This window comes from Lacibacter sediminis, assembly GCF_014168535.1.
In the GTDB taxonomy this organism is placed as follows: domain Bacteria; phylum Bacteroidota; class Bacteroidia; order Chitinophagales; family Chitinophagaceae; genus Lacibacter; species Lacibacter sediminis.
In genome coordinates, this window is sequence record NZ_CP060007.1 from 1017609 (window position 1) to 1031282 (window position 13674).

The following is a 13674-nucleotide window of genomic DNA, read 5'->3' on the forward strand; positions in this document are numbered from 1 at the left end:
TTTTTGAACAGAAATTAACTACTTGGTTAATTAAATTGAATATTATGAAGAAACTGCTTTTTTTGTTTCTTGTCTTATCTAAGCTGTCGTTTGCACAAACGGTCACGCTGGAGCAAGTTCAGGCCAAGGCAAGGCAACAATACCCACTTCTCAAACAAAAAGACCTCATTCGCCAAACGAAGGATATAACTATTGAAAACCTCAACAAAGGTTTTTTGCCGCAGCTTACTGTAAGCGGACAAGCTACTTACCAGTCGGAAGTAACAACGGTGAAGATTCCTCTGCCGGGTGTATCGATTGATCCATTGAGTAAGGATCAATATAAAATTGTGGCGGACATCAACCAGATGATCTACGATGGTGGTATGCTCAAGCAGCAACGAAGTATTCAGCAACTGAATGCTGATGTGGAAGAACAGAGAGTTGAAGTGGAACTGTATAAACTGGAAGAACGCATCAGTCAAATATACCTCAGCGTTCTTTACATCGATGAGCAGTTGAAGCAAACGCAACTGATCCGTGATGATCTGTCAACCGGCATGAAAAAAATGGAAGCCCAGGTTGCAAATGGTGTTGCATTCAAATCAAACCTCAACTTACTAAAAGCAGAACTACTCAAAGTTGATCAACGTGTAATTGAACTCACAGCAACAAAAACAGGCTTGCTTGATGTGTTGAGTTTATTTACCGGAGAGACTTATACAGCAAGCATGGTGTTTACAAAGCCGGTTATCAATACAGCAAATGATCAAACCATTCTTCGTCCTGAACTGAACCTGTTTCAAAAGCAACAACAATTGCTCGGCGGACAAAGCAATATGATCAAAGCAAAGAATCTTCCCAAGACCAGTTTCTTTTTTCAAGGTGGTTACGGAAGACCAGGTTTGAATTTTCTCGAAAACAAATTTGCTACTTATTATGTAACCGGTATCCGTTTTAACTGGGCTTTTGGTGGATTATATACTTCAAAAAAAGAAAGAGAGTTGATCGGCATCAATCAACAGATCGTTGCTGTGCAGAAAGATGTATTTCTGCTCAACACCAATACGCAATTGAAACAGCAGCAGGCGGAGATCGATAAGATCAATCAACTGATCGCAAAAGATAGCGAGATCGTAGAGCTGCGGTTAAAAGTAAAAGATGCAGCAAAAGCACAATTGGAAAATGGTGTGATCACCGCCAACGATTATTTACGTGAAGTAAATGCAGAAGATCAGGCACGACAAACACTCATTGTACACCAATTACAATTAATACAGGCACAAATCAATTATCAAGCCACCAAGGGAAAATAAAGGACTATGCGTAACATTTTTATAAGTATGCTGGCAACTGTTTTTATAACAGCCTGCAGTAGTAATGGAAACAAATTTGATGCGTCGGGAACATTTGAAGCAACCGAAGTCATCGTATCATCTGAATTAAGCGGAAAGATATTGTCGCTTACCGTGAACGAAGGCGATACTGTTTCGGCGAGTCGTGTGGTAGGAACTGTGGATGCAGAAGGTATTGAATTGCAAAAAGAGCAAGTGGAAGCCAGCATCAGTTCATTAAATGATAAAACTGCAGATGTTGGTCCGCAAGTGGCCCTGTTGCAGAATCAATTGGCTGTTCAGCAATCACAACTCAACAACCTGTTGCATGAAAAACAACGTATTGAAAATCTGATCAAACAAGATGCAGCAACGGGAAAGCAACTGGATGATATCAATGCACAGATCGATGTTGTGCGAAAGCAGATGGGTGTTACACAACAACAGATCAATGTGCAGCGTAACAATACATCCACACAAAACAAAAGTATCCTTAGCGAATCAAAACCTCTGCAGAAAAGAGTAGAACAGTTGAATGATCAGTTGAAACGTGCTGATATTGTAAATCCCATTAATGGAACTGTGCTGACCAAGTATGCAGAAGCAGGTGAGTTAACATCAACCGGTAAAGCTTTGTATAAAATTGCCGATCTGGGTGCAATGAAGTTGAGGGCTTATGTAACAGGCGATCAACTGTCGCAAATAAAATTAGGGCAGCAGGTGAAAGTATTGGTTGATGATGGAAAAGATAAGTACAAAGAACTTGTTGGAACCATCAGCTGGATATCTGATAAAGCAGAGTTCACACCCAAAACAATTCAAACAAAGGAAGAGCGGGCCAATCTTGTGTATGCGGTTAAGATCAACGTGAAGAATGATGGTTATCTCAAGATCGGTATGTATGGTGAAGTGGTATTCAAATAAGGAACATGCAGTCAGTATCGGTACAACATATTATTAAGACCTACGGCGATAAAAAGCAAAAGACCACTGCCTTAAATGATCTTTCATTTGATGTGGCTAAGGGTGAGTTGTTTGGTATCATTGGCCCGGATGGAGCAGGTAAAACTTCACTCTTCCGTATTCTTACAACACTCTTACTTGCTGATAGCGGAACGGCAACTGTTGAAGGTTTGGATGTGGTGAAGGATTACAAAGCGATCAGAAAACAGGTCGGTTATATGCCGGGTCGTTTTTCATTGTACCAGGATCTTTCCGTAAAAGAGAATCTTGATTTTTTTGCAACTATTTTCAATACCTCTGTTGAAGAGAACTACGATCTCATCAAAGATATTTATTCGCAGATAGAACCATTCAAAGATCGCAAGGCAGGAAAACTTTCAGGTGGTATGAAGCAAAAGCTGGCGTTGAGTTGTGCACTCATTCATCGGCCAACTGTTTTGTTTTTAGATGAACCAACTACCGGTGTTGATGCTGTATCAAGAAAAGAATTTTGGGAAATGCTGAAACGCCTGAAAGAGCAAGGCATCACTATACTTGTTTCAACGCCTTATATGGATGAAGCGAGTATGTGCGACAGGGTAGCATTGGTACAATCAGGTTCTATTCTCAGCATTGATACACCGCAACAGATCGTTGCCTCATTCGGCCGATCCATGTTTGCAGTACGTGCCAAGAACATGTTGCATCTATTGAATGATTTGAAAACATTTGATGCAGTTGCCAATGCTTATCCCTCAGGCATCTATCATCATGTGGTGATGAAAAATGGTGGAGGAGCTGATCTGTTGCATCAATTTCTTTCAAGCAAGCGACACGCAGAACTGGAAATTGTGCAAGGCAAACCAACGATTGAAGATTGTTTCATGCAACTGATGCGTAATTAATATGGCAAACGATAAAATCATAACAGCACAGGAACTCAGTAAACGCTTCGGACATTTTACTGCAGTAGATGCCATTACGTTTGATGTGCACAAAGGAGAAATCTTCGGTTTTCTTGGTGCGAACGGTGCAGGTAAAACAACAGCCATGCGTATGTTATGTGGTTTATCAAAACCAACAGGGGGTAAAGCAACTGTTGCAGGCTTTGATGTGTACACGCAGAATGAGCAGATCAAAAAGAATATTGGTTATATGAGCCAGAAGTTTTCGTTGTATGAAGACTTAACTGTGAATGAGAACATGCAGTTGTATGGTGGTATTTATGGAAAGAGCAATGCATTCATTAAAGAGAAAACAGCTTTTATTCTTGATCACTTGCACCTGGAGAAAGAAGCAAACAAACTGGTTGGCGCATTGCCCCTCGGCTGGAAACAGAAGCTGGCATTTTCAGTCGCCATTTTTCATGAACCGGAAATTGTTTTTTTAGATGAACCAACGGGTGGAGTTGATCCTGTTACCCGTCGTGAATTCTGGAATATGATTTACCAGGCAGCAGATAATGGCATCACCATTTTTGTAACAACGCACTACATGGATGAAGCAGAATACTGTAACCGTGTAAGTATTATGGTTGATGGAAAAATTGAAGCATTGGATACGCCGGCAGTGTTGAAAAAAATATATCATTCAGATTCAATGGACGATGTGTTTCTGAAGTTGGCAAGAAAAGCAGTAAGGGCAGGCGATTGATTAAAAAGCAAAACATGAAACAATTCTTCGCATTTGTAAAAAAGGAATTCTTCCATATCTGGCGGGATAAACGTACCATGTTTATCCTGTTGGGAATGCCGGTGGTACAGATCGTCATCTTTGGTTTTGCATTAACGAATGAAGTAAAGAATTCAAAGATCGCTGTGCTTGATCAGTCGAAAGATGCTGCAACAGCATCGCTCATCAGCGAATTAAATTCAAGCCGTTATTTTGATGTTGAACGCAATCTAATTTCTGCAGATGAAATTGAACCCGCATTTCGCAGTGGTAAGATCAAGTTGGCAGTTATACTTCCTAATCAGTTTGGTGAAGATTTGCAGCATGTAAACAACGCAACAATTCAATTAATAGCTGATGCATCTGATCCTAATGTTGCCAATACGTTAACGAATTATGCAGCAGCAGTTGTAATGGACTACCAAAACCGTATCACCAATAATCAAAAACTGCCTTATACCATCAATGTAGAGACAAGAATGCTGTATAACCCACAGTTGAAAGGAGCGTATAACTTTGTGCCGGGTGTTATGGCAATGGTGTTGTTACTTGTTTGTACAATGATGACGGCTATTACGATTGTGCGTGAAAAAGAAATGGGTACCATGGAGATCATGCTGGTATCTCCAATGAAACCACAATTGGTGGTATTTGCAAAAGCTGTTCCCTACTTATTATTATCAACCATCAATATTGCCAGTATTCTTTTATTAAGTGTGTATGTGCTGGAGGTGCCCATTAATGGAAGTCTTGCATTACTGGTTGCAGAAAGTATACTGTTTACATTGGTGTCATTATCGCTTGGCTTGTTAATTTCTTCCGGAGCAGAGTCACAACAAACAGCTATGTTTATTTCGTTGGTTGCTCTGTTTTTACCCACCGTTATGTTGAGTGGATTTATGTTTCCCATTGAAAATATGCCATTCCCGTTGCGTACTGTTTCAAACATTGTTCCTGCGAAATGGTATTACATCATAGTAAAATCAGTAATGATCAAAGGAGTTGGAATAACAGCTGTGTGGAAAGAAACGCTGATCCTTACAGGAATGATGCTGTTCTTTTTAGTGCTCGCAATAAAACGTTTTAAAATCAGGTTGCAATGAGGACACTTCGGTTTTTATTACAAAAGGAGTTCAGGCAGATCTTTCGGGATCCTGCTATCCTGCGTATAATTTTTATCATGCCGGTTATTCAATTGATGATTCTTCCATGGGCAGCAGATTACGAGATCAAGAATGTTAAATTATCGGTTACAGATCTTGATCATTCATCATATTCCCGTCAACTCATTTCAAAGATTATCGCATCTGGTTATTTTCAACTCACCCATTATTCGGGTTCGTTTGAAGAATCATTTGAAGAAATAGAAAAAGACAATGCTGACATTGTCTTAGAAATACCGGCTTCATTTGAAAAACAACTGGTGAAGGAAAGTGAAGCAAAACTGTTTATTGCAAGTAATGCCATCAATGGAGTGAAGGGGAGTCTCGGCAATGCATACCTACGCAGCATTCTGCAGGACTTCAATCGTGAAGTTCGATTGGAATGGATACAGATGCCAAGGCCTAGTACGCAAACACAAATAGAAGTCACTTCATCGAATTGGTTCAATCCATTGATGAACTACAAATTCTTTATGGTGCCTGGTATATTGGTCTTGCTCTTAACCATGGTAGGAGCAAACCTTACCGCAATCAATATTGTAAAAGAAAAAGAAATCGGTACCATTGAACAGATGAATGTAACACCGGTTAAAAAGGTTCATTTCATTTTAGGAAAACTGATTCCATTTTGGATATTGGGGATGATCGTATTGACGCTGGGCTTATTGATCTCCCGTTTATTATATGGCATTATTCCGCTCGGTGGATTCTTTACCATTTATGTTTTTGCCGCCATTTATTTATTAGCTGTACTTGGACTTGGTTTATTGATCTCAACTTATTCATCAACTCAGCAACAGGCCATGCTTATTTCTTTTTTCCTGATGATGATCTTTGTTTTGTTAGGAGGTCTTTATACTTCTATCGACAGTATGCCTGAGTGGGCGCAATGGATCACCAGGTTCAACCCGGTATCTTATTTTATTGATGTAATGCGGATGGTTGTATTAAAAGGAAGCGGATTGTCTGATATAAAAAATCATTTACTTATCATGACGGGTTTTGCTGTTGTTTTAAATAGTTGGGCAATTTTCAACTATCGTAAACGTAACTGATATTAATTTCTGTTAAAGAAAAACAATCCGAGGTTAAGCGAAATAGTTTGTAGGTTTTTTACATCGTTATACCTGAAGGCCGTGTAGTCATAACGCAAACTAAGATCAACGCCACCGAGTGAGTATTTGTTAAACGAAATACGTGTGCCTATTTCAGGTGCTATCGTAAAACGAAAACCGCTTTTTTCGTCCACCAAAGTACCAAACCATTCTTCATAATTGATAAGGCTGCCACCCGCTGCTATACCTGCATAAGGCTGAAACACTGATCCTTCTTTTATGTTGCTATAACTCCCTTTCAGCATTAATGGTATTATTTGCAGTGAATGCGATTTTACTGCTGATATATACGTTTCTGAAAAAGAATAAGTCTGACGGTCTTTCTTTTGATAGAGATCGCTGTAGCCACTGGCAAATCCCAGTGAAAAATTATTGTTGATGAAGTAACTGTAATCGGCAGAAAATCCTCTTGGAGAAATGTTATCAACAAAACCACGTACACTTCCAATTGGTACATGAGTAGAATGCTGAATGCTGATCTTCGATAAGCCTTGTTGTGCTGTGGCAACTGCACCAAAGCTGACGGTTATTAATAGTATGATTACTTGTTTCATCTGCTAATATTTTGTTCGTTCAATTAATTTCTTTTGATATAAGGTGCGATTTCAAACAAACCTTTCACGATCAAAGGCACAGCTTGTGAATTAAATATTTCTTCACCACGAATGGTGCCGCTCCATAATATCTGCAGCGAATTGCCACTCGTATTTTTTAGATCGATAATATCAATTGCCCATGCTGATTCAGTTGTATTATAAAAAACAAATTGAGTTGGAGCCCAACCAAAGCCGGGATAGCCCCAGAACGTTGGATCCCAGTAGCCATAATATGGATCCCACCAGCCATTAAAGGCCGCAACATTCGTGTAACTGTTATCTATCCGTGCAATACTGATACCCAGGTCTGGATTGTTATTTTTACCTGTCAGCGTGTAACCCCGAGACTGCATTGTTGCTTTCACCTCATTGATCATAGACTGTGCAAGCGCATTTGTTTCATAGTTATTGCTCCCTTGCCTGTTACTGATAAGGATAATAGAATCGGGGATGGTGACACTTGAAAAATTGTAAAAGTTAATGCCGTTATTACCACTGCTGATATAAACCCAGCTTTCTTCAACAGTCAGGTTCTTTATTGGATTTTTCTTACATGAGGCCAGCAAGAAAAGGGTCAGTAACGGTAAAAATGCAATGCTCAATCGTTTCATATCCTTTTAATTTATACTGGTATAAACAAAAAAGAGGCCAGTTGAGTTATCAATTAGCTGTTAAGAATCATTTAAGGCTTGGTTTCAGGTTAGCTGCTTTTTTGTCATTATTTGTTTAAATTAGAGCAAACAAAAGCGCTTGCGTTATGATTAAAATCTCTGATCTCAAAGAAGGTGATCTCGTAATGGTAGATTTCGAAGGCACACTCATGGAAGGAGAGGTGCTTGAAGTAAACAACGGTCAAAAACTGGCAAAGGTGCTCACCAACGGCCAAAACGAATTCTGGTACGCCGGGGACGTTTTGAAACCAATACCCCTCAGTGATGCCGCTCTCAAAAAAATTAATTTTTCACGTGAAGACCAGCCCGACGGTTCGGTTAAGTACATGAAAGGAGCATTCAGGGTTCATTTAGACAGGCCCGATGATTTTAGTAACATAAGCTTCTGGTATAGGGAAGATAAACGTCATGTAAATCAATCAATTGCATTACATGAGTTGCAGAACTATTATCTTAATATGACTAAGGTACATCTTACCGCTGCTGCGATTTAAAAAGCAGAAAATTCTATATTTGGCCTCGGCCCGGAATTTTTTTTTTGAAAATGCCCGCCGGGGCTGATTTTTTTGTATTCTTTTCCAGAAATCCTCCTATCTTTGCGACCCCAAAAAGTATGGCGAAACAAGCACTTATTAAACAGGACGGCAAAATTTTAGAAGCATTGAGCAATGCTATGTTTCGGGTGCAGCTTGAAAACGGGCATGAAATTTTGGCCACTATCTCAGGAAAAATGAGGATGCATTACATCCGTATTCTCCCTGGAGATAAAGTTGGGGTTGAAATGAGTCCTTACGATTTGAGCAGGGGCCGTATTATTTTCAGGTATAAGTAAGCTTAGGCTTATTAATATAAATAAAGTAAACAATAGCTCGCAGCGAACAGCTTGCAGCACAAAGCTTAAGAAAATGAAAGTAAGAGCATCCATTAAGAAGCGTAGCGCCGACTGCAAGATCGTTCGCAGAAAAGGTAAGCTTTATGTGATCAACAAAAAGAATCCTCGCTTTAAGCAGCGTCAGGGATAATCTGTTGCTGATTCAAAACAAACAAGAACAAAAAAAGTAAAATAAGTTATGGCTCGTATTGCCGGTGTTGATTTACCAAAAAACAAAAGAGGAGAAATTGGCCTTACCTATATCTATGGTATTGGTCCTTCTACTGCTAAATACATCCTTGAGAAATCAGGTATTGATGTAAATAAAAAAGTGAACCAATGGAACGATGACGAATTGAATTCAATTCGTAACGTTATTACCAACGAGTTCAAAGTAGAAGGTCAGTTGCGTAGTGAAGTGCAAATGAGCATCAAGCGTTTGCTTGATATTGCTTGCTACCGTGGCTTACGTCACCGTAAAGGATTACCGGTTCGTGGACAGCGTACGAAAACAAACAGTCGCACACGTAAAGGTAAACGTAAGACAGTTGCAGGTAAGAAGAAAGCAGCTAAGAAATAAGCTTAACGGCACAAGAAACAAGGTACAAGTCTTAAGCTTGTACCTTATGTTTTGGAACTTGGGCCTTAAACGATATACACCAGTTCTTACAGGTTAACAGCAGATATCACGGTGTAGATGGAGCGTTGATCTGGTCCCGAATAAATTCGGGATAATTTTTAAACAAATAGATTACCTCGGTTTTCAATTATGGCAAAAGCACAACAGGTGAGCGCTAAGGCAGCCGCCAAAAAAAGAGTTGTAAAGATTGATTCGCATGGTGACGCACATATCAGTGCGACTTTCAACAACATCATCATCAGCTTAACAAACAAACAAGGACAAGTTATTTCCTGGAGCAGCGCCGGTAAAATGGGCTTTAAAGGTTCTAAGAAAAACACTCCTTATGCTGCACAGGTAGCATCTGCAGAAGCTGCAAAAGTAGCTTTCGATGCTGGTGTTAAGCGTGTTGACGTATATGTAAAAGGACCCGGTTCTGGTCGTGAAAGCGCTATCCGTGCTTTATCACAATCAGGTATTGAAGTAGCAATGATCAAAGACGTTACTCCTTTACCACACAACGGTTGTCGTCCTCCTAAAAAGAGAAGAGTTTAATTGACTGGTGCGTTCTGCGCATCTGTCCAGACATATTTGAATCGCCAAGATTCATTCATTTTATTAAAAGGGTGGCTGATTAATTTTTAACGCTTTTACGGATCAGTTCACCGGTTTCTAAAAAGCGTAAATGAATAAAAACTATGGCACGTTACACTGGTCCCAAGACCAAGATCTCCCGTATTTTCGGTGAGCCAATTCTCGGCAATGGCAAATGGTTGGGTAAAAACAGCAACCCTCCCGGCCAACACGGCGCACAACGTAAACGTAAAACTTTAGGTGAATACGCTTTACAGCTGCGTGAAAAACAAAAAGCTAAGTACACTTATGGTGTATTAGAGAAGCAATTCCGTAAAACATTTGAAGAAGCTGCACGCTTGAAAGGTGTAACTGGTGAAAATCTGATCCGCCTCCTTGAAGCACGTTTGGATAACACGATCTATCGTTTAGGTATTGCTCCAAGCCGCCCTGCTGCACGCCAGTTGGTGAGCCACAAGCACGTTACTGTAAATGGTTATGTTGTGAATGTTCCTTCTTACCAACTGAAACCAGGTGATATCATTAGCTTGAAAGATAAGAGCAAGGATAACGCCTCTGTAACAGGCCCGGCAAAAGGAAAGAATCCTAAGTTTAACTGGATCGATTACAACGAAGCTGAAATGAAGGGTACATTCATTGCCTACCCTGAGCGTGAAAGTGTTCCTGAGAATATCAAGGAACAACTGATCGTGGAATTGTACAGCAAGTAATAAGTCTTGAGCCATTAGCTTTTAGCCGATAGCTCAATGCAATTACCGAACGTACAAGAGTGCGACGCAACAGCAGATTAATCAAGGCTTAACAGCCGATTACAAAATGTAAAACAGAAACTTCAATATGGCTATTTTGAATTTCGTAAAACCCGACAAAATTGTTCTTCAGAAAGCAAGTGATTTTGAAGCACAGTTTGAATTTCGTCCGCTTGAACCCGGTTATGGTGTTACAATTGGTAACGCATTACGCCGTGTATTGCTGAATTCATTGGAAGGTTACGCTATTACCGGTATTAAAATAGAAGGTGCCGACCACGAATTTGCTACTGTAAAAGGTATCAGCGAAGACGTTGTGGAAATCATCCTCAATTTGAAACAGGTTCGTTTTAAAAAGAAAGTTGATCATGACATTGCTCATGAGAAAGTTACTTTGAGCCTGAAAAACAAAACAGAATTTACTGCTGCAAATATTGGTGAAGCTACTCAGAGCTTTGAAGTAATGAACCCTGAGTTGCTCATCTGCACAATGGATCCAAGTGCAAAGCTTGATATTGAAATCAACATTGCAAAGGGCCGTGGTTATGTTCCTGCAGAGGATAACAAACCGAAAGATGCTCCGTTTGGTTACATTGCTACTGATTCGATCTTTACGCCAATTAAAAACGTAAAGTATCTGATTGAAAATACACGTGTGGAACAACGTACTGATTTCGAAAAATTAGTTATGGACGTTGTTACTGACGGTACTATTCATCCGGAAGAAGCAGTAAAACAAGCAAGCCGTATTCTTATTCAGCACCTGATGATCATTACTGATGAGAACATCACATTTGATAATAAGGAAGAGAAGAAAGAAGATGTGGTTGATGAGCAAATGCTGCAACTGCGTAAAGTATTGAAGACTCCATTGGAAGATCTCGATCTTTCAGTACGTGCCTTCAACTGCCTGAAAGCTGCGAAGATCAACTCATTGAGTGAGTTGGTTCAGTACGAACAGGAAGATTTGATGAAGTTCCGCAACTTCGGCCAGAAATCTTTGGCTGAAATTGAGCAGGTGTTAGGCGAAAGAGGCTTACACTTCGGTATGGATCTTCACAAAATGGGATTAGATAACATCGATTAATATTTTTACTCAGCTGCAGTATTGCAGCTGAGTATTTTTTTAAACTTAGTCTTGTAATTCCTGACACGGTACAAGACTCTAAAATTCAAATGTCATGCGTCACGGAGACAAAATCAAAAATTTGGGACGTACCGCTTCTCACAGAAAAGCGTTACTGACCAACCTCGCAATTGAGCTGATTCAGCACAAGCGTATTGTTACAACCTTAACTAAGGCGAAGGCTTTACGTACCTGGATCGAGCCATTGATCACTAAGGCAAAAGATAACTCAACTCACAGCCGTCGTGTTGTGTTCAGCTACCTGCAAAACAAAGAAGCAGTAACTGAACTGTTCAGCACGGTTGCTGAAAAAGTTGCAAGTCGCCCGGGTGGTTACACACGTGTACTGAAATTGGGCATTCGTGTAGGTGATAATGCAGAAAAAGCCATGATTGAACTGGTTGATTTCAACGAGATCTACGGTAAAGGAAAAGGCGAAGCTGCTGCTCCTGCTAAGAAAACCCGTCGTGCCGGTGGTGCGAAGAAGAAGGCTGATGCTGCAGCGGAAGCTGTTGCGCCTGCTGCTGAAGAAAAAACAGAAGAAAAATCAGCTGAGTAAATTAAATGTTGAAAATTTTCTGATACAGAGGCAGGCCATTTGGTTCTGCCTCTTTTATTTTGCACTTAATTATGACACAACCACATAAGCCAACAGGAACTCAAACCGCTATCTTGATGTTGGAAGATGGCAATGTATTTTACGGTAAAGCATTTGGTAAGATTGGTACTACTACCGGTGAGATCTGTTTCAACACAGGAATGACGGGTTATCAGGAAGTATTTACTGATCCAAGTTACTCCGGCCAGATCATTATTATGAACAATGTGCATACCGGTAACTACGGCACATTTGAAAAAGATGTAGAAAGCAGTAGTGTAAAAATTAAAGGTCTTATTGGCCGAAACCTAGAGGATCGTTTCTCAAGGTATTCTGCTGACAAATCCCTGCAGCAATATCTTGAAGAACAGAACATTGTTTCTATTGAAGATATTGACACAAGAGCAATTGTAACGCATGTACGTACAAAAGGTGCCATGAACTGCATTATCTCTTCTGAAATATTAGATGAAGCAAAACTGAAAGAAGAGTTAGCAAAAGTTCCGTCAATGGAGGGCCTTGAACTTGCGAGCACCGTAAGCACAACTAAAGCTTATAATATGGGTGATGAAAAATCGCCGATCCGTATTGCTGTGATGGACTTTGGTACAAAACTCAACATTCTGCAATGCATGGTTGATCGTGGAGCTTACCTGAAAGTATTCCCTGCAAAAACAAAGATCGAAGAGTTGAAAGCATTTAACCCTGCAGGTTACTTTATATCAAATGGTCCGGGCGATCCTGCAAGTATGGATTATGCAATTGAAACAGTGAAGGCCATCATCAATGAGAAGAAGCCAACCTTTGGTATTTGTCTCGGCCATCAGTTATTGGCTTTGGCAAATGATATTTCTACATTCAAAATGCATCACGGTCATCGTGGATTAAATCACCCGGTGAAAAACCTGGTAACAGGTTTGTGTGAGATCACGACGCAGAACCATGGTTTTGGTGTTGATCCGGAAGCGGTGCGTAAAGCAGCGAATGTTGAGATCACACATGTGAACCTGAATGATGAATCGATTGAAGGTATTCGATTGAAAGATCGTCCTGCATTCTCTGTGCAATATCATCCGGAAAGCACACCTGGTCCGCACGACAGCCGCTACCTGTTTGATGATTTCATCAACATGATCAAAAGCAGTTTAAATTAATACCAAGCCCCGATTCAACATCGGGGCTTTTTTATTTTATATTTATGCCATGAAGAAGATCGCCATCATTAATGGACCTAATCTCAATCTGCTCGGTAAACGTGAGCCTGGTGTGTATGGCAACCAATCGTTTGATGAATATTTCGAAGAACTGAAAGCGAAATTTCCTGCAGTTGAATTTCATTACTACCAAAGCAATGTAGAAGGCGAGTTGATCAATGAATTGCAGCGTGTTGGTTTTTCCTACGATGGTATCGTCATGAATCCCGGGGGTTACACGCATACTTCTGTTGCCATTGGTGATGCCATTGCTGCTATTACAACACCTGTTGTTGAAGTGCATATTTCAAATGTACATGCACGGGAAGAGTTTCGTAAACTATCTCATGTAAGTGCAAAAGCAGCAGGCAGTATTATTGGTTTGGGGTTGAAGGGGTATGAGTTGGCGATCACATGGCTATTAAAGGAGAGTAATAGTTAACGAGGAGTAAA

At 40.2% G+C, this 13674-nt stretch carries 18 protein-coding genes; 16 read left to right on the forward strand and 2 right to left on the reverse strand.

The genetic code is table 11. The features are described from left to right. Nucleotides 1–44: 44 nt before the first annotated feature. Genes H4075_RS04550 through H4075_RS04575 form a run of 6 tightly spaced genes read left to right on the forward strand, consistent with a single transcriptional unit; the run spans nucleotide 45 to nucleotide 6144 of the window. Nucleotides 45–1295 (forward strand): TolC family protein, encoded by a 1251-nt coding sequence (locus H4075_RS04550; RefSeq protein WP_182804575.1) that lies wholly within the window; start codon nucleotides 45–47, stop codon nucleotides 1293–1295. A gap of 6 nt (nucleotides 1296–1301) precedes the next feature. Continuing rightward, a complete protein-coding gene (locus tag H4075_RS04555; protein WP_182804576.1) occupies nucleotides 1302–2237 on the forward strand; it encodes an HlyD family secretion protein in 936 nt (311 codons plus the stop codon). 5 nt (nucleotides 2238–2242) lie between these two features. Then, complete coding sequence (locus H4075_RS04560) at nucleotides 2243–3160, forward strand: ABC transporter ATP-binding protein (protein WP_182804578.1); 918 nt, start codon at nucleotides 2243–2245, stop codon at nucleotides 3158–3160. Nucleotide 3161: 1 nt separating this feature from the next. Further along, a complete protein-coding gene (locus tag H4075_RS04565; RefSeq protein ID WP_182804580.1) occupies nucleotides 3162–3908 on the forward strand; it encodes an ABC transporter ATP-binding protein in 747 nt (248 codons plus the stop codon). Between the two features lie 14 nt (nucleotides 3909–3922). After that, nucleotides 3923–5029 (forward strand): ABC transporter permease, encoded by a 1107-nt coding sequence (locus H4075_RS04570; RefSeq protein WP_182804582.1) that lies wholly within the window; start codon nucleotides 3923–3925, stop codon nucleotides 5027–5029. Then, on the forward strand, nucleotides 5026–6144 hold the full coding sequence (locus H4075_RS04575; RefSeq protein ID WP_182804584.1) for an ABC transporter permease: 1119 nt from the start codon (nucleotides 5026–5028) through the stop codon (nucleotides 6142–6144). Before H4075_RS04570 ends, H4075_RS04575 begins: the two co-directional genes overlap by 4 nt. Before the next feature lie 2 nt (nucleotides 6145–6146). Here the strand turns inward: H4075_RS04575 and H4075_RS04580 are convergent, their stop codons facing one another. Together H4075_RS04580 and H4075_RS04585 are read right to left on the reverse strand one after the other, a co-directional pair. Then, nucleotides 6147–6758, reverse strand: a complete 612-nt coding sequence (locus H4075_RS04580; protein WP_182804586.1) for an outer membrane beta-barrel protein — start codon at nucleotides 6756–6758, stop codon at nucleotides 6147–6149. A 23-nt stretch (nucleotides 6759–6781) separates the two neighbouring features. Then, on the reverse strand, nucleotides 6782–7411 hold the full coding sequence (locus H4075_RS04585) for a DUF4136 domain-containing protein (RefSeq protein WP_182804588.1): 630 nt from the start codon (nucleotides 7409–7411) through the stop codon (nucleotides 6782–6784). A 146-nt stretch (nucleotides 7412–7557) separates the two neighbouring features. Between H4075_RS04585 and H4075_RS04590 the strand changes: the two genes are divergently transcribed. From H4075_RS04590 to aroQ, 10 genes are all read left to right on the forward strand, one after another. Further along, nucleotides 7558–7965 (forward strand): hypothetical protein, encoded by a 408-nt coding sequence (locus H4075_RS04590; protein WP_182804590.1) that lies wholly within the window; start codon nucleotides 7558–7560, stop codon nucleotides 7963–7965. 119 nt (nucleotides 7966–8084) lie between these two features. Next, on the forward strand, nucleotides 8085–8303 hold the full coding sequence (gene infA / locus H4075_RS04595) for a translation initiation factor IF-1 (RefSeq protein ID WP_129130093.1): 219 nt from the start codon (nucleotides 8085–8087) through the stop codon (nucleotides 8301–8303). 73 nt (nucleotides 8304–8376) lie between these two features. Continuing rightward, complete coding sequence (gene ykgO, locus H4075_RS04600; RefSeq protein ID WP_038084689.1) at nucleotides 8377–8493, forward strand: type B 50S ribosomal protein L36; 117 nt, start codon at nucleotides 8377–8379, stop codon at nucleotides 8491–8493. 48 nt (nucleotides 8494–8541) lie between these two features. Continuing rightward, nucleotides 8542–8922 carry a 30S ribosomal protein S13 gene (gene rpsM, locus H4075_RS04605; RefSeq protein WP_182804591.1) on the forward strand — a complete coding sequence of 127 codons (381 nt, stop codon included), beginning with the start codon at nucleotides 8542–8544 and terminating at the stop codon, nucleotides 8920–8922. A 189-nt stretch (nucleotides 8923–9111) separates the two neighbouring features. Next, nucleotides 9112–9516 (forward strand): 30S ribosomal protein S11, encoded by a 405-nt coding sequence (gene rpsK, locus H4075_RS04610; protein WP_182804593.1) that lies wholly within the window; start codon nucleotides 9112–9114, stop codon nucleotides 9514–9516. Between the two features lie 143 nt (nucleotides 9517–9659). Next, complete coding sequence (gene rpsD, locus H4075_RS04615) at nucleotides 9660–10265, forward strand: 30S ribosomal protein S4 (RefSeq protein ID WP_182804595.1); 606 nt, start codon at nucleotides 9660–9662, stop codon at nucleotides 10263–10265. 127 nt (nucleotides 10266–10392) lie between these two features. Next, a complete protein-coding gene (locus H4075_RS04620; RefSeq protein ID WP_182804597.1) occupies nucleotides 10393–11391 on the forward strand; it encodes a DNA-directed RNA polymerase subunit alpha in 999 nt (332 codons plus the stop codon). Between the two features lie 94 nt (nucleotides 11392–11485). Further along, the gene (rplQ, locus tag H4075_RS04625) at nucleotides 11486–11989 is read left to right on the forward strand and encodes a 50S ribosomal protein L17 (protein ID WP_182804599.1); all 504 of its coding nucleotides are present in this window, start codon (nucleotides 11486–11488) and stop codon (nucleotides 11987–11989) included. A 71-nt stretch (nucleotides 11990–12060) separates the two neighbouring features. Beyond that, entirely contained in the window at nucleotides 12061–13182 is a 1122-nt protein-coding gene (gene carA, locus H4075_RS04630) for a glutamine-hydrolyzing carbamoyl-phosphate synthase small subunit (RefSeq protein WP_182804601.1), read from the forward strand. Between the two features lie 49 nt (nucleotides 13183–13231). Next, nucleotides 13232–13663, forward strand: a complete 432-nt coding sequence (aroQ, locus tag H4075_RS04635) for a type II 3-dehydroquinate dehydratase (protein WP_182804603.1) — start codon at nucleotides 13232–13234, stop codon at nucleotides 13661–13663. Nucleotides 13664–13674: the final 11 nt, after the last annotated feature.